The organism is Sulfitobacter sp. 1A15106, assembly GCF_043556995.1.
GTDB lineage: Bacteria > Pseudomonadota > Alphaproteobacteria > Rhodobacterales > Rhodobacteraceae > Sulfitobacter > Sulfitobacter faviae.
Window position 1 is genome coordinate 82102 of sequence record NZ_JBIFFM010000011.1, and the last position, 18962, is coordinate 101063.

General features: G+C 62.6%; 18 protein-coding genes. 10 read left to right on the plus strand and 8 right to left on the minus strand.

The window, feature by feature from the left end; translation table 11 throughout:
• The first annotated feature begins 11 nt into the window (after positions 1–11).
• Both ACGYKA_RS16470 and ACGYKA_RS16475 read left to right on the plus strand, forming a co-directional pair.
• The gene (locus tag ACGYKA_RS16470; RefSeq protein ID WP_394413727.1) at positions 12–1559 is read left to right on the plus strand and encodes an alanine/glycine:cation symporter family protein; all 1548 of its coding nucleotides are present in this window, start codon (positions 12–14) and stop codon (positions 1557–1559) included.
• A gap of 82 nt (positions 1560–1641) precedes the next feature.
• Positions 1642–2235 (plus strand): nicotinate-nucleotide adenylyltransferase, encoded by a 594-nt coding sequence (locus ACGYKA_RS16475; protein ID WP_394413724.1) that lies wholly within the window; start codon positions 1642–1644, stop codon positions 2233–2235.
• On the opposite strand, the gene ACGYKA_RS16480 is transcribed toward ACGYKA_RS16475, so the two are convergent.
• Positions 2227–3060 carry a DMT family transporter gene (locus ACGYKA_RS16480; protein ID WP_394418327.1) on the minus strand — a complete coding sequence of 278 codons (834 nt, stop codon included), beginning with the start codon at positions 3058–3060 and terminating at the stop codon, positions 2227–2229. The two genes, ACGYKA_RS16475 and ACGYKA_RS16480, sit on opposite strands and share 9 nt — an antisense overlap.
• A gap of 100 nt (positions 3061–3160) precedes the next feature.
• Between ACGYKA_RS16480 and dacB the strand changes: the two genes are divergently transcribed.
• On the plus strand, positions 3161–4792 hold the full coding sequence (dacB, locus tag ACGYKA_RS16485; protein WP_394413718.1) for a D-alanyl-D-alanine carboxypeptidase/D-alanyl-D-alanine-endopeptidase: 1632 nt from the start codon (positions 3161–3163) through the stop codon (positions 4790–4792).
• 7 nt (positions 4793–4799) lie between these two features.
• Here dacB and ACGYKA_RS16490 read toward each other — a convergent pair whose 3' ends face one another.
• Entirely contained in the window at positions 4800–5222 is a 423-nt protein-coding gene (locus ACGYKA_RS16490) for a tellurite resistance TerB family protein (RefSeq protein ID WP_067268129.1), read from the minus strand.
• Between the two features lie 122 nt (positions 5223–5344).
• Between ACGYKA_RS16490 and ACGYKA_RS16495 the strand changes: the two genes are divergently transcribed.
• The 3 genes from ACGYKA_RS16495 (at position 5345) to ACGYKA_RS16505 (ending at position 9836) form a co-directional block, all read left to right on the plus strand.
• Positions 5345–6925, plus strand: coding sequence for a lysine--tRNA ligase (locus ACGYKA_RS16495; protein WP_394413715.1), 1581 nt, complete (start codon positions 5345–5347; stop codon positions 6923–6925).
• Between the two features lie 60 nt (positions 6926–6985).
• Positions 6986–7399: a DUF4864 domain-containing protein gene (locus ACGYKA_RS16500; protein ID WP_394413712.1), complete on the plus strand. Its 414-nt coding sequence runs from the start codon at positions 6986–6988 to the stop codon at positions 7397–7399.
• A gap of 148 nt (positions 7400–7547) precedes the next feature.
• On the plus strand, positions 7548–9836 hold the full coding sequence (locus ACGYKA_RS16505; protein WP_394413709.1) for a glycosyl hydrolase family 28-related protein: 2289 nt from the start codon (positions 7548–7550) through the stop codon (positions 9834–9836).
• Between the two features lie 59 nt (positions 9837–9895).
• On the opposite strand, the gene ACGYKA_RS16510 is transcribed toward ACGYKA_RS16505, so the two are convergent.
• Positions 9896–10567, minus strand: coding sequence for a hypothetical protein (locus ACGYKA_RS16510; protein ID WP_394413707.1), 672 nt, complete (start codon positions 10565–10567; stop codon positions 9896–9898).
• A gap of 129 nt (positions 10568–10696) precedes the next feature.
• On the minus strand, positions 10697–10882 hold the full coding sequence (locus ACGYKA_RS16515; protein WP_067268122.1) for a PLDc N-terminal domain-containing protein: 186 nt from the start codon (positions 10880–10882) through the stop codon (positions 10697–10699).
• Positions 10883–11063: 181 nt separating this feature from the next.
• On the opposite strand from ACGYKA_RS16515, the gene ACGYKA_RS16520 reads away from it, so the two are divergent.
• Together ACGYKA_RS16520 and ACGYKA_RS16525 are read left to right on the plus strand one after the other, a co-directional pair.
• Positions 11064–11420, plus strand: a complete 357-nt coding sequence (locus tag ACGYKA_RS16520; RefSeq protein ID WP_067268120.1) for a PRC-barrel domain-containing protein — start codon at positions 11064–11066, stop codon at positions 11418–11420.
• A gap of 233 nt (positions 11421–11653) precedes the next feature.
• On the plus strand, positions 11654–11923 hold the full coding sequence (locus tag ACGYKA_RS16525; protein ID WP_394413704.1) for a GlsB/YeaQ/YmgE family stress response membrane protein: 270 nt from the start codon (positions 11654–11656) through the stop codon (positions 11921–11923).
• Between the two features lie 60 nt (positions 11924–11983).
• Here the strand turns inward: ACGYKA_RS16525 and uvrB are convergent, their stop codons facing one another.
• Entirely contained in the window at positions 11984–14188 is a 2205-nt protein-coding gene (gene uvrB / locus ACGYKA_RS16530; protein WP_394413701.1) for an excinuclease ABC subunit UvrB, read from the minus strand.
• Between the two features lie 87 nt (positions 14189–14275).
• Entirely contained in the window at positions 14276–14560 is a 285-nt protein-coding gene (locus ACGYKA_RS16535) for an antifreeze protein (protein ID WP_209217058.1), read from the minus strand.
• A gap of 141 nt (positions 14561–14701) precedes the next feature.
• Between ACGYKA_RS16535 and ACGYKA_RS16540 the strand changes: the two genes are divergently transcribed.
• Positions 14702–15013 carry an ETC complex I subunit gene (locus ACGYKA_RS16540; RefSeq protein WP_067268114.1) on the plus strand — a complete coding sequence of 104 codons (312 nt, stop codon included), beginning with the start codon at positions 14702–14704 and terminating at the stop codon, positions 15011–15013.
• A gap of 225 nt (positions 15014–15238) precedes the next feature.
• Positions 15239–16693 (plus strand): sodium:alanine symporter family protein, encoded by a 1455-nt coding sequence (locus tag ACGYKA_RS16545; RefSeq protein WP_067266940.1) that lies wholly within the window; start codon positions 15239–15241, stop codon positions 16691–16693.
• A 58-nt stretch (positions 16694–16751) separates the two neighbouring features.
• On the opposite strand, the gene ACGYKA_RS16550 is transcribed toward ACGYKA_RS16545, so the two are convergent.
• Both ACGYKA_RS16550 and ACGYKA_RS16555 read right to left on the minus strand, forming a co-directional pair.
• Positions 16752–18134 (minus strand): amidohydrolase family protein, encoded by a 1383-nt coding sequence (locus ACGYKA_RS16550; protein ID WP_394439237.1) that lies wholly within the window; start codon positions 18132–18134, stop codon positions 16752–16754.
• Complete coding sequence (locus ACGYKA_RS16555; RefSeq protein ID WP_394413695.1) at positions 18134–18829, minus strand: GntR family transcriptional regulator; 696 nt, start codon at positions 18827–18829, stop codon at positions 18134–18136. The genes ACGYKA_RS16550 and ACGYKA_RS16555 overlap by 1 nt, the downstream gene beginning before the upstream one ends.
• Between the last annotated feature and the right edge of the window lie 133 nt (positions 18830–18962).

The window sequence follows — 18962 nt, forward strand, 5'->3', positions numbered from 1 at the left end:
AAGGAAACGCCATGAACAAGTTACTGACCTTTGCGATGGCGGCCTTTGCGTCATTGCTGCCGGGCCTTGCCGCCGCGCAAGAGGCTGCGGGCATCGACCAACGTATCAACCAGATCTTTGCCGATTACACCGGCTGGTATGTGTCATTCATCTTTGCCCCGCTGCCGGGGACGAATTTCTCCTGGATCGCGCTTTGGCTCGTCGTAGGGGCCGTGGTCTTCACCGTCTATTTCGGGGCCATCCAGCTCAAAGGGTTCTGGCATTCGATCCAACTTGTGAAGGGGGATTACTCCGATCCCGACGACGCGGGCGAGGTGAGCCATTTCCAAGCGCTGGCGACGGCGCTGTCGGGCACCGTGGGTCTGGGCAACATCGCGGGCGTCGCGGTGGCGGTCAGCATCGGCGGGCCGGGGGCGACCTTCTGGATGGTGATCGCGGGCCTGTTCGGCATGGCGACCAAGTTCACCGAATGTACGCTCGGGGTGAAATACCGCAATGAATTCCCCGACGGCCATGTCTCGGGCGGGCCGATGTATTACATCGTCAAAGGCTTCTCCGAGCGGGGCCTGCCGCTGGGTGGCTTTATGGCGGTGCTGTTTTCGATCTTCACCATCCTCGGCGCGCTTGGCGGCGGCAATATGTTCCAAGCCAACCAAGCCCATGCCCAGCTTGCGGGGGTCTTGGGTGACTATCCAGGCTGGATCACCGGGGTTGTCCTTGCGGGCGTGACCTTTGCGGTGATCGCGGGCGGTCTGAAATCCATCGCGCGGGTGACTGAAAAGATCGTGCCTTTCATGGGCATCTTCTATGTGCTGGTCTCGATCCTGATCCTGATCATTAACTGGGATATGATCGGCTGGGCCTTTGGCCAGATCTTCATGGGCGCCTTTACCGGCCTTGGCGTGGTCGGCGGGTTTACCGGCGCGCTGATCCAAGGTTTCCGCCGCGCGGCCTTCTCCAACGAAGCGGGCATCGGTTCGGCGGCCATCGCCCACTCGGCGGTGCGCACCAAGGAGCCGGTGACCGAAGGCTATGTCGCGCTTTTGGAGCCCTTCATCGACACGGTGGTGATCTGCACCATGACCGCGCTGGTCATCGTGATCAGCGGCGTGCTCAACCAAGACCCTGAAACCGGTCTCTACATCTGGAACGCCGAGGCGGGCCGGATCGCGACCGAGGGCGACGTGAGCGGCGTGGCGCTGACCTCGGCGGCCTATGCGCGGGCCTTCTCGTGGTTCCCGATCCTGCTGATGGTGGCGGTTGTGCTCTTTGCCTTCTCGACCATGATCAGCTGGTCCTACTATGGCCTCAAGGCATGGACCTATCTCTTTGGAGAGGGGGCGGCGAAGGAGCTGACCTTCAAGGTGATCTTCTGCCTCTTCATCGTGATCGGCGCGGCGGCGAGCCTTGGGCCGGTGATCGACTTCAGCGATGCGATGCTCTTCTCCATGGCGATCGTGAACATCATCGCGCTCTACTTCCTGATGCCGATCGTGAAGCGCGAGTTGAACAGCTATGTCGCGCGGCTGCGTTCGGGCGAGATCGTGAAGCACAAGTAAGGGCTTCGCATTGACAAAGGGCTGCAATGCCCCTCCTTTGGCCCCTGATTTCGGATCGGGGGCCATTTTCTTGCGTAATACCATGCCATTCGCCACCAAAGGGCAGGTCGTGGGCCTGTTGGGCGGGTCGTTTGACCCGGCGCATGAGGGGCATGCGCATATCACCCGTGAGGCGTTGAAACGGTTCGGGCTGGATCGGGTCTGGTGGCTTCTGAGCCCCGGCAATCCGTTGAAAAAGCATGGCCCGGCCCCCATGGCGCAGCGCATGGCGCGGGCGCGGGCGGTGATGGATCACCCGCGGGTCGAGATCACGGGGATCGAAGCACAGTTAGGCACCCGTTACACAGCTGAGACGCTGGCCGCGCTGCGGCGGCACTATCCCGGGGTGCGGTTCGTCTGGCTGATGGGGGCCGACAACCTTGCGCAGTTCCACCTCTGGCAAGACTGGCGGCAGATCATGGAGACGGTGCCGGTGGGCGTGCTGGCGCGGCCTGGGCAGCGTATCTCGGCCCGGATGAGCCGGGCGGCGGCGCTTTATGCGCCCTACCGGATCGCGGGGCGGAACAGCCAGTTGCTGGGCCGCGCCACGGCGCCGGCGTGGTGTTTCGTCAATGTGCCGATGGTCGATGTCTCTTCCACCGCATTGCGCGCGGCGGGGGGCTGGCGCTCAGCGTAGCCGGGCCGAGGTGATGCCCGCGGTGATGATCACCGCAAGCCCCGCCCAAGTCAGCGCATCGGGCAGGGTGCTGAACAGGAACAACCCCAGCAGCACCGCCGCGATCAGTTGGAAATAGACCAGCGGCGCCAGCCGCGTGGCAGGCGCCCGGCGGTAGGCATAGAGCAGCAGCAGATTGCCCAGCATCGAAAACAGCGCGCTCGCGGTGGCCAGCCCCGCGACGGGCAGGGTGGCTGCGGGCAGGTTCATCAGCCCCAGAGGCAGTAGCATCACCGCGCTCATCGCCAGTTGGGTAAAGGTCAGCGCAAGGGGCGGGGCGAGGTCAGACAGCCAGCGCGACATGGTGAGAAAGACGCCGTAGAACAGCCCCGCCGCCACGGCAAAGAGCAGCCCCGGCCCGCCTGTGCCACCGCCCAGCCCCGGGCGCACCACCAGCAGCACGCCGCAAAAACCCAGCAGGATTAACGCGCTGCGCAGCAGGCTGATGCGCTCGCGCAGAAAGATCGCGGCCAGCAGGTAGCTGATCATCGGCCCGATAAAGAAGGCGGCAAAGACATTGGCAATCGCCTCGGTCCTGAGCGCGGTTTGAATGCAGGTGATCCCCAAGGCCAAGGTGCCCGCCCGCAGCCAGAGCCGCCAATCGCGCATCAGCCCCCATGTGCCACGGGGCAGGAACGGCAGCACCATCAGCGCCCCGATGGCAAAGCGCGACCATGCCACGAAGACCGGTGCCACCCCCATGCCAGAGGTCAGGATTTTACCCGCGCTGTCCCCTGCGGGGATCAGTGACATGGCGATGAACATGATCGGAATAGCGCGTTGCATGACGTTGGGTTAGCAGGTCGGCGGTTTTGTGCAACCGCGAAAGCTCCACCCTTGTCAGACCGGTTGTGGCCGAACGCCGCTTGGGGTTTATATCAAGCCCATGAACCAGAGTTTTTCACGACGTTTCACACGCCGCATTTTCCTTGGGACGGCTGCCGCTGCACTAACGGCTGCCGCTGCACTAACGGCGGCCTCTGCTTGGGCCGAGCCGCCGACCACTTCGTTGCGCCCCGTGGGGCGCGATGCCGACCTGTATAAACAGGCCATTCCGAATGTGTCCGAGATTATCGCCGACAGCGGGATCACCGGGACGGTGGCCTTTGCCGTGGTCGATGTCGACACCGGCATCTGGCTGGAGGCGTCCAACGCCACCGATGGCATCCCGCCCGCCAGCAGCATCAAGGCGATCACCGCGCTTTATGCGCTGGATCAACTGGGGCCGGATCATGTGTTCGAGACGCGCCTTTTGGCAACCGGCGGTGTCGTCGATGGTGAGGTGCAGGGCGATCTGATCCTCGTCGGTGGGGGGGATCCGACCCTCGACAGTGACAATCTGGGGCAGATGGCCGAAGACCTGAAAGAGGCGGGCATCATCGGCGTGAAGGGCGCTTTCAAGGTCTATGAGGGCGCGCTGCCCGCGACCTTTGCGATTGACCCTGAACAGCCTGACCATGTCGGCTACAACCCCGGCGTCTCTGGCATCGCGCTGAATTACAACCGGGTGCATTTCGAGTGGAAGCGCAGCGGCGACGGTTATGACGTGACGATGGAGGGCCGCGCGGCGCGCTATGCGCCCGCCGTGCGCGTGGCCACGATGGAGGTCGTGGACCGTAGCGGGCCGGTCTATACTTACGAAAACCGGCCTGAGCGCGATGTTTGGACGGTTGCGAAAGGGGCCTTGGGTTCGGGCGGGGCGCGTTGGCTGCCGATCCGGCGGCCCGGTGTCTATGCAGGCGACATCTTTGCCACCATCGCCCGGAGCCATGGCATCAAACTGGGCGATGCAGAGCTGATCGAGACGCTGCCGGAAGGCGAGACCCTCGTTACCCACCGCAGTACCAAGCTGCGGCCCATCCTCAAGGACATGCTGAAATACTCCACCAACCTCACCGCCGAGATGGTCGGCATGGCTGCCAGCGCCAAACGGTTGGGCACGGTGCCGAGCCCGCGGGCCTCTGCCGCCGAGATGAACAAATGGGCGATTGAGGAACTGGGCATGGAAAACCCGGCGATGATTGACCATTCGGGCCTTGGCGACGACAGCAAGATGACCGTGCATGACATGGCCGGGGGGCTGGCGCGCATTCACGGCACGGGGCTGCGGCCGATCTTGAAACCGGTCTATCTGCGCGATGATCGGGGCCGCCCCGAGCGCGACAATCCGATTGAGATCGACGCGAAGACCGGCACGCTGAACTTCGTCTCGGCGCTGGCCGGGTTCCTGACCACGCCCGAGGACCGGGTGCTGGCCTTTGCGATCCTGACCGCGAATATCGAGGAACGGGCCAAGATCAGCCGGGCCGAGCGAGAGCGTCCGCCGGGGGCGCGGGCTTGGAACGCGCGGGCCAAACGTGTGCAACGTGGGCTGCTGGAGCGGTGGGGCCTGTTGTATAACGTCGCCGTGAAGCCCGAGCCGGAGGGCGAAGCCGCGCCTAAGACGCCAGCGGCGCCCGACCCTGATGCCGAAGCCGAGGTCGGGGCCGAGCCGGAAGTCGCGCTGGAAGAGTCCTAACCCGCGCTCAGGTCAGGTGCCGCGCCCGCGCGCCGCGTTCGATCGCGGCGGCGTGGAGCCGGTCGATGTTAAGCTCATAACGGATCTCTTCGAGCAGGCGCAGCTCGGCCTCGTCCAGCGTGCCATCGGCGGCGGCCACGTCGCAGGCCAGCGCATAGGCCGTTTCATGCAAACGCTCCGGCAGGGCCTCGCGGATCAGGCCAAAGAGGGCATCCAATCCGTCCTCCTGTTCGAACAGGTCAAAGACCGTTTTGCCAATCGTCGAGACGCGATCATTGTCATAGCCCGAGAAGACGGGCAGCAGGTTCAGCGCGGATTCGATTTTGACCAGTTCGGCGGTGCGGATGTCCTCGTCCGAGGCCGAGACCGCGATCATCAGCGCGACAAGGCTGTCTTGGGCGCTGAGCGAGAGGGAAGATGTGTCGGGCATCGCGGTATCCTTTGCACAGGTATGTTGCGGTGCAGAATATTGACCCTCAGGAAGTGAAGCAATAGGAACGGGCGACCCCGTGCGCATTGGGCGCAGGGACGCCAAAAGATGGATGATCTGACATGTCCGAGACCCGAGACGCGGCACTCAGCAGCAAAGCATGGCCCTTTGAAGAAGCGCGCCGGGTGCTCAAACGCTATGCCAAGAAGCCGCCAGAGAAGGGTTACGTCCTGTTCGAGACGGGCTATGGCCCCTCGGGCCTGCCGCATATCGGCACCTTCGGCGAAGTGCTGCGCACCACGATGATCAAGCGCGCCTTTGAAGAGATCAGCGACATCCCGACCAAGCTGGTGTGTTTCTCGGATGACCTTGACGGTATGCGCAAGGTGCCGGGCAACGTGCCGCAGCAAGAGATGCTGGCCGAGCATATGCACAAGCCGCTGACCTCCGTGCCAGACCCTTTCGGCACGCATGAGAGCTTTGGCCATCACAACAACGCCATGCTGCGCCGCTTCCTCGACACCTTCGGTTTTGAGTACGAGTTCTATTCCGCGCGCGAATTCTACCGCTCGGGCCAGTTCGACGAGGTGCTGCTGCGCGCTTGCGAGAAGTACGACGAAATCATGGCGGTGATGCTGAAGTCCCTGCGCGAAGAGCGCGCGCAAACCTATTCGATCTTCCTGCCGATCCACCCCGAGACGGGGCGCGTGATGTATGTGCCGATGAAGGAGGTCAACGCCAAGGACGGCACGATCACCTTTGACGACGAGGACGGCAACGAAATGACGCTGCCGGTCACCGGTGGCAACGTGAAGCTGCAGTGGAAGCCTGACTTCGGCGCCCGCTGGGCCGCGCTCGACGTGGATTTCGAGATGTACGGCAAGGAGCACGCCACCAACACGGCGATCTACGACCGCATCTGCGAGATCTTGGGTGGCAAGAAGCCCGAGCATTTCAGCTATGAGTTGTTCCTCGACGAGAACGGGCAGAAAATCTCCAAATCCTCGGGCAATGGCATTTCGATCGACCAGTGGCTGACCTATGCCAGCACCGAGAGCCTGTCGTATTTCATGTTCCTCAAGCCGAAGACGGCCAAGCGCATGTATTTCGACGTGATCCCCAAGGCGGTCGACGAGTATCACCAGCAGCTGCGTGCCTATGAGACGCAGGACGTGAAGGCGCGGCTGAATAACCCCGTCTGGCACATCCATGGCGGTGATGTGCCGAAGTCGGACATGGTGGTGCCCTTCTCGATGCTCTTGAACCTCGCCTCCGTGTCGAGCGCCGAGGACAAGTCGCAGCTTTGGGGTTTCATCCAGCGCTACGCGCCCGAGGCCACGCCCGAGACCAACCCGGGCATGGATGCCGCGGCGGGCCACGCGGTGCGCTATTTCAACGACTTCGTGAAGCCCACGAAGGTGTTCCGCGCGCCCACCGAGCTTGAGCGCGAGGCGCTGGAAGACCTGCGCGACCGGCTCAAGGTTTGGGACGGTGGGCTGGATGCCGAGGCGCTGCAAAGCATGGTCTTTGCCGTCGGCAAGGAGCGTTTCGACCCGCTGCGCGACTGGTTCAAGGCGCTGTACCAAGTGCTTCTGGGCGCCGATCAGGGGCCGCGGTTTGGCGGCTTCATCGCGCTTTATGGCGTGGAAGAGACCGTCGCGCTGATCGACGATGCGCTGGCGGGCAAGCTGACCAGCGCGTGAAACTTTTGCCTCTGCCCTTGCGTGACTTAGATCATTCAGCAAGGGCAAGGGGGAAAGGCAATGCGCAAAGGGATGTTCACGTTTTTCGGAGGGCTGGTGTTATCGGCCCTCCTGAGCTTTGGCGCGATGGCGCAGCAGGCTGAGATCGAAGAGACGATCAACCGCCAGTTCGACGCTTTTCGCGCGAATGATTTCGCCGCCGCATTAGAATTCGCCACGCCGAATTTGCAGCGCTATTTCCAGACCCCTGAGAACTTTCGCAGCATGGTGAGCAATGGCTACCCGATGGTGCAGAACCCGGCGGAGGTGCGGTTCCTCGACCGGCGCGCGGATGGGGCGCGTTTTTATCAGGTGGTGCAGGCGGTCGATCCTCAGGGGTTCACGCATTTGCTGGGCTATCTGATGGAACGGACAGAGGCAGGCTGGCGCATCGGCGGGGTGCAAATCCTCGACGCGCCGGGGGCCAATGTCTGACCATTGTTGCGCCGCCTCCGCGCGGCGGGCAAAGTGTGGGTTAATACATCGTTGATACTTCCCTGACCTCGCGGTTCGGCCCTCGCCGAGCCTGAGCAGTTGAGCGGCGCGCCCCGGTGGGAGGTGCGGACCGGGGAAAGGAAAAGCGATGAACAAGGCGATTACCGATGGCGTGGTGTTGATGCCCACCCCCTTTGCGGAGGGGCTGGATGTCTGGTCGAGCGGCGATGGCACGCCGGGGTCGGACACCTATGAGAACGCGGCCAATGCCGCCTTTGTCCCCGCAGATCAGGATTTTGGCGGGGCGTTGGAACTGCTAAAGACGCAAGCCACGCAACGGCTGCGCTACATGGGGCAGACCCCGCTGCTGCCGGGCTGCTATCTGCGGGTCACGGCGCGGGTAAAGGCGGTGAGTGGCAACCTGCCGACGGTGCGGATCGCGGGCTATCCGGCGCAGACGGGCGGGGGCCGGGTGAGCGGCGTGACGGAGGCCGGGCCGGCGGTCACGCTGACGGCCTATGGCGAGGTGGTCGAGGTCAGCGCGATCATCGGCAGCGGCGACCGCGGCGGGGTCGATATGGTCTGGGGCACCGGGGCCGTCTATGGGCATTTCGGGTTGGACCTCACTGGGCCCACGGGCGGTGTGGTCCGGATCGACGATATCGTGATCGAGGATGTCACCTCGGTCTTTCTGCGGGACATGCTGGCGCAGGTCGATGTGCGCGACTTTGGTGCGGTGGGCAACGGGGTGAGCGACGATACCGCCGCTTTCGAGGCGGCAAATGCCGCGGCGGCGGGGCGCACGGTGCTGGTGCCCGCGGGGAACTACCTGCTGAACGGAGATGTGACCTTTGACACGCCGGTCAAATTCGAGGGCCATGTGACCATGCCGGTGGGGGCGGTGCTGCTGCTGCGCCGCAATTTCGATCTGCCCAGCTATATCGAAGCCTTCGAGAATGAAGAGACTGCTTTTCTGAAAGCCTTTCAGGCGCTTTTGAACAACGCGGATCACGACTCGCTCGATATGGGGGGGCGCAAGGTGAATGTGACCGGGCCGCTCGACATGCAGGCGGCGGTGCCGGACAAGACCAGCTATGCCACCCGTCGGGTGATCCGCAACGGCCAGCTTGAGGCCGCGTCGAGCAGCGCTTGGGACACGGTGGTGGTGACGTCGCAGGCGCGCTACGCGGCCTCGGACGCGCGCAAGCTGACCAATGTGACCAATATCGCCAATGTGCCGGTGGGCGCACTGGTTGAAGGGGCCGGGGTGGGGCGCGAGATTTATGTGCGGTCCAAGAATGTCGCCACGCGGGAAATCACGCTCAACGCGCCGCTTTACGATGCTGAGGGGACGCAGAACTTCACCTTCCGCAAGTTCCAATACATGGTGGATTTCAGCGGCTTCGCCTCGCTGTCGAAATTCGTGCTCGATGATATCGAGTTCCAGTGCAACAACCGGTGCAGCGCGATCAACCTCGCGCCCTCGGGGCTGATCTTTCACCTGCGCGACTGTTTCGTCAGCCGCCCGAAAGACCGTGGCGTCACCTCGATCGGGGGCGGCTGTCAGGGCATGTTGATCGACCGCTGCCAGTTCCTGTCGGCGGAGGATGCGCTGACCGTGCCGAACCGGTCCTCCATCGCGCTTAACACCAACGCCAACGACGTGAAGCTGCGCGATTGCCGTGCGACCAAGTTCCGCCATTTCGCGCTGCTGGCGGGGGGCAACAGCATCGTGACGGGCAATCACTTTTTTCAGGGGGATGCGGTCGACAACGGTGTGCGCTCGGCGGGGCTGATCCTTGCTTCGGCCCATACCAGCGCGGTGGTGACCGGCAATTACGTCGACAATTGCTTTATCGAATGGACGAATGAGCAGGACCCGACCCCGGCCTTCGCCACGGGCTATTCGTTCAGCGCACTCAGCATCAGCGACAATATCTTTCTGTCCGGGGAGGTGGCCCCGTGGTTCAGCTATATCGTGGTAAAACCGCATGGCGCAGGGCATTTCCTGAGCGGGGTGACCATCACCGGCAACCGGTTCCGCAGCCTTAACGGCAGCATCGACCGGGCCGAGCGGGTGGATACGACCTTTGCCGATCTTGACCTGTCGCGGTGCAAGAACGTGGTGATGAAGGGCAATTCCTTCCATGCGGTGACCACGCAGGTTGAGAATATGGCCGAGATCGAGTTCACCCAGTCGACCCCGTCAGAGACTTGGGTGATCGATACCGCCGGGCATCTACCGTTCGAGGGGCAAGCGCTCAACAGCGATGCGGTGGTGGCCCATGGGGCGATCCGCAACTCCCACAACGTGGCGCAGTTCGACATGCCTTATGTGAAACACGCCGAAGGGCCGGACCGGGATCAGTTGCATGTGGTTTGGCCGACGCCGGTGAAGGGCAAGGTCTCTGTCATGGTGCGGATGGACAACCGCTGACCATGGCGCTGCGCTGAGGTGATGAACGGCCCTGCCGGAGATCGGCGGGGCCATTTGTTTTAGAACTCCCGCCAGAGGCTAAGAGTGAGGGCCGAATTCTCTGGCGCGTCGAAGGGGATTTCGCTGCCCAGTTGCAGGCGGTATTTGGTGAAGCTGGGCGACAAAACGATGGAGGGGGCGAATTTGGCATAGGTCTCACCCCCGGTGTAGGTGAGAAAGACCTGCGCCATTCCGGTGGTCACGGGGGTGAAGTCGAGCCCCACGGTGCTGTCGATCTTAATGACCTCTTGGGAAAAGCCGAACTCCCACCTTGCGGAGGCATCGATGGTCAGCCAGCCATTCCGTTCGCCCAAGGTGAAGCCGCGGCCCCAAGACAGCCCGGCCCTGAGGTGGGGCGAGATGAACTCCCGCGACCAGCTTGCCCCGGCGCCGATATCGTAAGCCCAGCGACCCGTCTCGCTCGGCTCTTCCAAGGGGAAACGCAGGAAAACGGTGGCATGGCCGCTTTGCAGGCCAAAACGGCTTTGCGCGGTGTTGAGGTCGAAGCCGAGGGTCAGAGATTCGCGCAGCCCGTATTCGATATAGGTGCTTTGGGAGAGGTCGTAGAAGTAGGTCGCCGAGAAAGAACTTGAGATGAAGGTCGTGCCTTCCTCGCGCAGCCACGGCCCGGCGTGGGCGGCGGTGGGGCTGAACTGGCAGGCCAGTAGGGTAAGGCAAAGGGCAGATCGCATGGCAGGCTCCTGCTGCGATCTTGGTTAATGGCGGTTAACAAATCGTTTCTCGCGGGATGGGAACGTGAAAACCCGGCGCCGAAGGCACCGGGTTTTGCAGTTGCAATGTCAGGGTCGCCCGGCGTGGGCTCAGACATGGGCCTTGTTGCCGCGGGGGCCTGCGATGAGCCAGACGATGAAGCCCAGCACCGGCAGGATGATGATGCCCAAGACCCATGCGATCTTGGCCGCGCCCGAGGCGCTGGAGGTGACGACCTGATAGATGGCGTAGATGTCGGCGATGAGGATGATGAGCCCTAAAAGTCCATATTCCATTGTTTGATCCCTCTCGAATGCGTGCGTGTCTATTGAGTGATCAACCCAAGGGCGCGCGCAATTGTTCCCGGACCGCGCCGCGCTGGGCCTAAGCCGATCCCCGCCGGACTGCCCGTATTGCGGGAACCGGCGCCGCCTGCCTTGGGTTTTGTCGGTACAGCAATCATGAGAGGAACAAGCCATGACTGACACGACAGCACCCGCATCGCTGGTTTCTTCGGACAACGTGAACGGCACCGCCGTTTTCGGCGCGGATGGGACCGAAATCGGCCATATCGACCACCTGATGATCGACAAGAAATCCGGCAAGGTCGCCTATGCCGTGATGGGCTTCGGCGGTTTTCTGGGGCTCGGGGAAGAGCATTATCCGGTGCCGTGGAACGCGCTGAACTATGACCCGTCCCGCGATGGTTTCATGACCAACATCGACGAGGCAACGGTCAAAGGCGCGCCGGAACGGACTGAGCAGTGGCACAGCGACCGCGCGTGGCAAGAGCGGACGTTCGATCACTACGGCGTGCCCTATTACTGGATTTGATAGGCGCTCTAGATGGTTAAGGGAGGCGATGACGCCTCCCTTTCGCTGTGGCGATAGTCTGCGCAGCCCATTGTTTTCGCGCAGCGGATCGGGTCTGATGAGAGTGCGGCTGGTTTGGCCGTGATTGGAAAGGAATCCCCGATGCGCCGAATGATCGCTCTCGGCCTGCTGCTGACCCTTGGGGCATGCGGCGTGCCATTCGTACCCTTCATTTGATTTAGGAGAACCCTTCGATGGAAGCCTTTTTTGATACGCTTGGCGCGGTGGCGCTGATCGCGCTCGTGGTGGTCGGGCTTGCCGCCGGGGCCATTGCCGGGGCCGTGGCGGGCCGGAACCGTATTCTTTACCTTGTTTTAGGGGTCGTCGGCGCCGTGGCGCTGCCCTTCACCCTTGCCGCGCTGGGCGTGACGGTGGTGGCCGCGGGGGGCTTGCTGTTGCTGCTGGTCGTCGCTGCAATCGGAGCGGCGCTGGTGTTGGCCTTGGTGGCGGCGCTGCGACGGTAGCTGCGGCGTTTTAGTGTTGGATTGTGCAAGGGCCGCCCCGAGTGGGGTGGCCCTTTTTCTTTAGCGTTTACGGCGTTTTACATTGCCGCCGCGCATCCCGCCTCGGCCTGAGGTGCTGCGGCCTGAGGCTTGCTGCGCGGCATCGACGGCGCGGTCGACTGCTTGCTGCCGGGCCATCGGATCATCGGCGACGGCAAGGTCCACGGCCTCCAGCCGTTTGACCTCGTCACGCAGGCGTGCGGCCTCTTCGAACTCGAGGTTCTCGGCCGCCTTGCGCATGTCGGTGCGCAGCCCGTCGAGCACCGCCTGAAGGTTGCCGCCGGCCATCGGATTGTCGATCTGGGCGGTGACGCGGTTCATGTCCACATCGCCCTTGTAGAGCCCGGCAAGAATGTCTTCGACGTTCTTTTTCACTGTGGCGGGGGTGATGCCGTGCTCTTCGTTATAGGCGATTTGCTTGGCGCGGCGGCGATCAGTCTCGCCCATGGCGCGCTCCATCGAGCCGGTGATGCGGTCGGCGTACATGATGACGCGACCTTCGGCGTTCCGCGCGGCCCGGCCGATGGTCTGGATGAGTGAGGTTTCCGAGCGCAAGAAGCCTTCCTTGTCGGCGTCCAGAATGGCGACCAGTCCGCATTCGGGAATGTCGAGCCCTTCGCGCAGCAGGTTGATCCCGATCAACACGTCGAAGGCACCCAAACGAAGGTCCCGCAGGATCTCGATCCGCTCGATCGTGTCGATGTCGGAGTGCATGTAGCGCACGCGGATGCCCTGTTCGTGCATGTATTCGGTGAGGTCCTCGGCCATGCGCTTGGTCAGCACTGTGCAAAGCGTGCGGTAACCGTCGGCGGCCACTTTCCGCACCTCATCCAAGAGGTCGTCGACCTGCATCTCAACGGGCCGGATCTCGACCTTGGGGTCCAAAAGGCCGGTAGGCCGGATGACCTGTTCGGTGAAAACACCGCCCGATTGTTCGATCTCCCAGGCCGCCGGGGTGGCGGAGACAAAGACCGACTGCGGGCGCATGGCGTCCCATTCCTCGAACTTGAGGGGGCGGTTGTCCATACAGGACGGCAGGCGGAAGCCGTGTTCCGCAAGCGTGAACTTGCGCCGGTAGTCGCCTTTGTACATGCCGCCGATCTGCGGGACCGAGACGTGACTTTCGTCCGCGAAGACGATGGCATTGTCGGGGATGAATTCGAACAATGTGGGGGGCGGCTCGCCCGGGGCACGGCCGGTGAGATAGCGCGAATAGTTCTCGATCCCGTTGCAGACGCCGGTGGCCTCCAGCATCTCGATGTCGAAGTTGGTGCGCTGCTCCAGCCGCTGCGCCTCCAGAAGCTTGCCGTCGGCGACCAGTTGGTCAAGCCGGGTGCGCAGCTCTTTCTTGATGCCCTGAATGGCCTGCTGCATTGTCGGTTTCGGCGTCACGTAGTGGCTGTTGGCATAGACGCGGATTTGCTCGAACGTATCGGTCTTCTCGCCAGTCAGCGGGTCGAACTCGGTGATGCTTTCCAACTCCTCGCCGAAAAAGGACAGCCGCCAGGCGCGGTCATCAAGGTGGGCGGGGAAGATCTCAAGGCTGTCGCCGCGCACGCGGAAAGAGCCGCGCTGGAAGGCCGCATCGTTGCGTTTGTACTGCTGGGCGACCAGATCGGCGATCACCTTGCGCTGGTCGTACATGCCGCCCGCTTTCAGGTCTTGCGTCATCGCGCCATAGGTCTCGACGCTACCGATGCCGTAGATGCAGGAGACCGAGGCCACGATAATCACGTCGTCACGCTCCAAAAGCGCGCGGGTGGCGGAGTGGCGCATCCGGTCGATCTGCTCGTTGATCTGGCTCTCCTTCTCGATGAAGGTGTCGGAGCGCGCGACATAGGCTTCGGGCTGGTAATAGTCGTAGTAGGAGACGAAATATTCCACGGCGTTGTCCGGGAAGAAGCCCTTGAATTCGCCGTAAAGCTGCGCCGCCAGCGTCTTGTTGGGGGCGAGGATGATGGCGGGGCGCTGCGTCTCTTCGATGACCTTGGCCATGGTGAAGGTCTTGCCCGTCCCGGTGGCGCCCAGAAGCACCTGATCGCGTTCGCCCGAGTTGACGCCCTCGGTCAGTTCCTTGATCGCCGTGGGCTGATCGCCCGCCGGGTCGAATTCGGTGACCAGTTTGAACTTATGGCCGCCCTCCAGCTTGGGGCGGTTGCGCACGTCTGGGGCGGGGTTTGCCAGCATCGGCATCCCCTCGGTCTTGTCGGAATGGGCATAGGGCATCGCGGGTATCCTTCGTCAAGCTTCCCATAGGTGCCCTCTTTCACGCGGGGTTCAAGGGGCAGGGGGCCGCGAAGGGCGCTTTTGCCGCTACTTCATCAGCCGTTTGCGATTCTGTCGCACCTTGCGGGCCAGAGGGGCGAGCGAGGCGTCCATGATCTGATCGGGGCGTTTGCCCAGCATCATGGCCTGCGTCCCGGCGGTGAAGGCTTTGACCATGGCCGGGCCTTTCTCGGCCACCATGCGGTTGTTCTCACCGGGGCGGGCGGGCAGCGCGCCTGCCATGCCCAAGAGGCGCAGCGACATCACGATCTGGGTTTCCACCGCGAGGGCGGCGATCTGGCTTTGCAGGGCGAAGAGGGCGAAGGGGGTCATATGGAACACTCCAATGGGGTGATCTTGATGTAGTCTCTGCACCGCAGCATGGTAGGGTTTATTTGCGCGGGCCTGCATTCCCTTGCCCCTTGGCACGGAATATTAGATAAAGCCCAAGGTTATTGAAGCGAGAGTCCCGAAATGCGCGCACGTATCTACCAACCCGCCCGTACAGCGATGTCCTCCGGCACGGCCAAGACCCGTGTCTGGCTGCTTGAGTTTTCGCCCGCGGAAGCGCGCAGGGTCGATCCGCTGATGGGCTGGACATCTTCCGATGATACGCAAAGCCAAGTGCGCTTGCAGTTCGACACCCGCGAAGCCGCCGAAGAATACGCCCGGGATCATGGCATCGACGCGCAGGTGCAACTGCCCAACAAGCGCAAGCCCAACGTCCGCCCCGGCGGCTATGGCGAGAATTTCGCGACCGGTCGCCGTGGGGCGTGGACGCACTGAGGGTGTGAAGGCGGTCGCTTGCTTGCGCGGGCCATGCGCCCGCCCTTCGGCCCGCGCCACTATTCATCTGACCGCGTAGCAGGTAGCACCACATTTTCGCGCGGTGGCGTGCAGCCCCGCGACGATCGATACTGACGCCCGCCGGGCGTTTTCATTTCGGTTTAAAGCTTTCCCTTGTCTGCCGACGCGTTAGTTGTTGAACATGCAAACGAGGGGGACAAGAATATGACCGCAATCGTCGATTTCCTGAACACCGTCTTATGGGGCTACGTCCTCGTATATGGCCTGCTGGCTGTCGGGCTTTACTTCACTTGGCGCACTGGTTTCCTGCAATTCCGGCATTTCGCCGAATTCTTTCGCGTGGTCAGATCCTCGCGTGACACTTCCGCCGCGGGCATTTCACCATTTCAGGCGCTGACGATCTCTCTCGCCAGCCGGGTCGGTACGGGCAACCTCGCCGGGGTGGCCGTGGCGATCTATCTCGGCGGGCCGGGGGCTGTGTTCTGGATGTGGGTTGTGGCGCTCGTCGGCATGGCGACGGCCTATGCGGAATCGACCTTGGCGCAGCTTTACAAGGTTCGGAACGCGGATGGGCAATACCGTGGCGGGCCGGCCTTCTACATGTCCCGGGGCATCGGGTCGAACGCCATGGGCTATGTCTTTTCGGTCTGCCTCATCATCAGCTTCGGCCTGATCTTCTCGGCGGTGCAGGCAAACTCGATCTCCGTCGCGATGGAGGAAGCCTTTGCCATTCCCAAACTCGTCACCGGCCTTGTCGTCGGCGGTTTTGCGGGCATCGTCATCTTCGGCGGGATCAAATCCATTGCGCGGGTCGCGGAAAAGATCGTTCCTGCCATGGCCGGGCTCTATATCGTCGTGGCGTTGCTCGTCGTGGTTCTGAACATCGCCGATGTGCCCGCCATGCTGGCCTTGATTGTCAAATCGGCCTTTGGTTTCGAAGCGGCGGCAGGCGGCTTTACGGGGGGCTTCATGGTGGCCCTGCTCAACGGTGTGAAGCGCGGTCTGTTCTCGAATGAGGCGGGCATGGGCTCGGCCCCGAACATCGCCGCCGTCGCGGTGCCCGATCCGCACCATCCGTCCAGTCAAGGGCTGGTGCAGGGGCTTGGCGTCTTTATAGATACGCTGGTGATCTGCACGGCCACGGCGCTGATGATCCTGCTCTCGGGCGTGGTCGACTATTCCGAAGGTGCGGCGACCGGCATGGCGCTGACCCAGATCGCTTTGGAGCAGCATATCGGCGCATTCGGCCCGATCTTCATCGGGATCGCCATCTTGTTCTTCGCCTTTACCTCGATCATCGGGAATTATTCCTATGCCGAGAACGCGATGGAGTTCCTTGGGATGGGCAAGCGGATCCCGCTTCTCGTGCTGAAGGCGCTGGTGATCGCGATGGTGGTCTGGGGCTCGTTGCAGGCGGTCACGACCGTGTTCAACTTCGCCGATGCCTCCATGGCACTAATGGCGACGGTCAACCTGATCGCTATCCTGATCCTGTCCAAGACCGTTGCCAAACTCACGCGGGACTATTTCGCGCAGCGCAAGGCGGGGAAAGAGCCGATGTTCAGGATCGCCGAATATGCCGAGCTTGGCGATGGCGTCGATCACACGATCTGGAACAGCAATGTTGCCCGTGAAACGGAAGGCGCCAAGCCCGACTGAACGCGACAGAAGGCGAGGGGGTGGCCCCTCGCCTTTACTGTTCCGCGCGTGAATTTCGTTATTCTACGAGAAGATGCGACAGGTCGCAGCGGGCAAGGGCCGCATTGAGTTCTCCCGCAGCGGCATCGAGTATGCCGCCTTCGTCCAGCGCCGTTTCGCGGTCTCTCATGCGGACTTCCCCGTTTACGATGACCGTATGCACATCCGCCGCATTGGAATATTGCGCGACCGTGGTCAGGGGCATCATCGGCGGGTAGAGATGCGGTTTGCGGCGGTCGAGCATGACGATATCCGCCTTCTTGCCCGGTTCGAGTGAGCCAAGGTCCGCCTCCATCCCAATCGCCTTGGCGGCGTCGATGGTGCACATTTCCAGCACATCACGCGGCATCATCACCTCCGGGTCGCGGAAGTGGCGGCGGTGGTAGTGCAGGCATTGGGCCATGTGGCGGAACATGTCATAGCCCCGGTCCGGCGCTGCGGCGTCCGAGCCGAGGGCGACGTTCACCCCCATTTCGCGCAGTTCGGGCGCGGGGCAGCGGCCCAGAACCGACATGATGGCCGAGGGGTTGTGAACGATCGACGCGCCGCTGCGTTTGGCCGCGTCCATATCCTCGGGGGTGAGGTCGACCGAATGGGACAGATAGGCCCATGGGCCGAGAATGCCGAGGTTTTCGGCCAGCGCGATGGAGCCGGACCGGTGCCCATCCTGAGTGAACAGCAGCCCATGTTTTTCACGCAGGTCCATCGCGGCGCGGCACATCACGCGGATGTCATCGGGGGCCTGCGCAAAGTCCTCGGGCGAATAGACCGGCATGATGAGGCAGACCCCCGCGCCATCGTTCAGGAAATCCCCGTTGGTCTGGGCGAGTTCAGCGCAGACCTCTAACTGATCCTCGAAGGACAGGCTGACCTCCCGGTCAAGGTCCAGACTGCGGTAGGTCTTGGGGAAGGGGCGGTGGTTCAGGCCCGCGGCGAGCATCGTTCGGATGCCAATCTCGCGCGTGGCCTCGGAATGGAGATTGCCCGCTTCGACCGTATCGGTGCGGTAATGATCCGCCCCGCCGCCAAGCAGCATCGTGCAGGTGGTGATCCCCGCCTTCAGCCGCTCAAGCCCCGAAAGCCGGGCTTCAGCCTGCCAGAACGCGGGGGTGGAGCCGCGGGTGTAGATCGTCTCGCAGGCCTGAAACCACGCATCGCCATCGCCGCCGCCTAGGTTGCGCGTCAGCCCGTGGCCCGCATGGGCATGGCTGTCGATCAGCCCCGGCAGGGTGATCATATCGCGCCCGTCGATCACCTCGGCGGTCTCGGGGAGGGGCACTTCGCCCGCGGGGCCGACGGTGGTGATACGGTCGTTTTCGAACAGCACGGTGGCATCGTCGATAACACGTCGCTCCGCGTCCATCGTGATCGCGGTGGTGTGGGTGATCGCATGGCTGGTCATTACAGGTCCTCGCTCAACGCGGCCCCGAGGACATCGTCCTGCGCCGCAGCGCCTTCTTGCGAGGCTTCGAGTTTCAAAGTGCGCTCCGCTTCCAGAAGGTGGGCTTCCATCTCCGTCATCGCGGTTTCGAAATCCCCTGCGGCGAGGGCTGCGACGATGGCGGCATGTTCGTCCGGGCCGCATTGCGTATCGCATTTCGGTTTGAACACAGCCGTGACCAAGGTGCTTTTTGAAACGAGGTCGCGCAGGATATCGGCCAAGAGGGGAGAGGTGGCGAGTTCGGCCAGCAGCATATGAAAGGCGCCCGAGAGCCGGATGATACGCGCCGTGTCCCCTGCCGCCAGCGCTTCGCGTTCTTCGGCGATATGGGCTTCCAAGGCGGCCAGTTTTTCTTGCGCGCCGTGTTTCTTCAGCGCTTCGATCACGCCGCGTTCCACGACGCGGCGGGTGAAAAAGACATCGCGGGCTTCGTCGACCGATGGTGTGGTGACAAAGGCGCCGCGGTTCGGGATGTGGCTGACCAGCCCGTCATGGGTCAGTTGGTCCAATGCCCGCCGAATGCGCGGACGGCTGGCGCCAAAGATTTCGCACAGCCGTTCCTCTTTCAATCGCGTGCCGGGCGGCAGGCGACGTTCGGCGATGGATTTCCAGATCCGTTCATAGATCTGCTTCTCCGTGAGCTTTGCTCCTGTCACCTATCGGCCCCCCTCAAATCTTTATTTACTAAATTTGCCTCAATAGTCGTCGAAACGCCCGATAAAGTGCAAGCAATTTATGTCAGCACAGATTGTTAACAATAATTGTAGACAGAAAAATGGAATCGTGCCA

Excerpts from the sequence above, each read along its gene's own strand:
- ACGYKA_RS16470 (WP_394413727.1), top strand. The coding sequence starts at position 12 with ATGAACAAGTTACTGACCTTTGCGATGGCGGCCTTTGCGTCATTGCTG.
- ACGYKA_RS16475 (WP_394413724.1), top strand. The coding sequence starts at position 1,642 with ATGCCATTCGCCACCAAAGGGCAGGTCGTGGGCCTGTTGGGCGGGTCG.
- ACGYKA_RS16480 (WP_394418327.1), bottom strand. The coding sequence starts at position 3,060 with ATGCAACGCGCTATTCCGATCATGTTCATCGCCATGTCACTGATCCCC.
- dacB (WP_394413718.1), top strand. The coding sequence starts at position 3,161 with ATGAACCAGAGTTTTTCACGACGTTTCACACGCCGCATTTTCCTTGGG.
- ACGYKA_RS16490 (WP_067268129.1), bottom strand. The coding sequence starts at position 5,222 with ATGCCCGACACATCTTCCCTCTCGCTCAGCGCCCAAGACAGCCTTGTC.
- ACGYKA_RS16495 (WP_394413715.1), top strand. The coding sequence starts at position 5,345 with ATGTCCGAGACCCGAGACGCGGCACTCAGCAGCAAAGCATGGCCCTTT.
- ACGYKA_RS16500 (WP_394413712.1), top strand. The coding sequence starts at position 6,986 with ATGCGCAAAGGGATGTTCACGTTTTTCGGAGGGCTGGTGTTATCGGCC.
- ACGYKA_RS16505 (WP_394413709.1), top strand. The coding sequence starts at position 7,548 with ATGAACAAGGCGATTACCGATGGCGTGGTGTTGATGCCCACCCCCTTT.
- ACGYKA_RS16510 (WP_394413707.1), bottom strand. The coding sequence starts at position 10,567 with ATGCGATCTGCCCTTTGCCTTACCCTACTGGCCTGCCAGTTCAGCCCC.
- ACGYKA_RS16515 (WP_067268122.1), bottom strand. The coding sequence starts at position 10,882 with ATGGAATATGGACTTTTAGGGCTCATCATCCTCATCGCCGACATCTAC.
- ACGYKA_RS16520 (WP_067268120.1), top strand. The coding sequence starts at position 11,064 with ATGACTGACACGACAGCACCCGCATCGCTGGTTTCTTCGGACAACGTG.
- ACGYKA_RS16525 (WP_394413704.1), top strand. The coding sequence starts at position 11,654 with ATGGAAGCCTTTTTTGATACGCTTGGCGCGGTGGCGCTGATCGCGCTC.
- uvrB (WP_394413701.1), bottom strand. The coding sequence starts at position 14,188 with ATGCCCTATGCCCATTCCGACAAGACCGAGGGGATGCCGATGCTGGCA.
- ACGYKA_RS16535 (WP_209217058.1), bottom strand. The coding sequence starts at position 14,560 with ATGACCCCCTTCGCCCTCTTCGCCCTGCAAAGCCAGATCGCCGCCCTC.
- ACGYKA_RS16540 (WP_067268114.1), top strand. The coding sequence starts at position 14,702 with ATGCGCGCACGTATCTACCAACCCGCCCGTACAGCGATGTCCTCCGGC.
- ACGYKA_RS16545 (WP_067266940.1), top strand. The coding sequence starts at position 15,239 with ATGACCGCAATCGTCGATTTCCTGAACACCGTCTTATGGGGCTACGTC.
- ACGYKA_RS16550 (WP_394439237.1), bottom strand. The coding sequence starts at position 18,134 with ATGACCAGCCATGCGATCACCCACACCACCGCGATCACGATGGACGCG.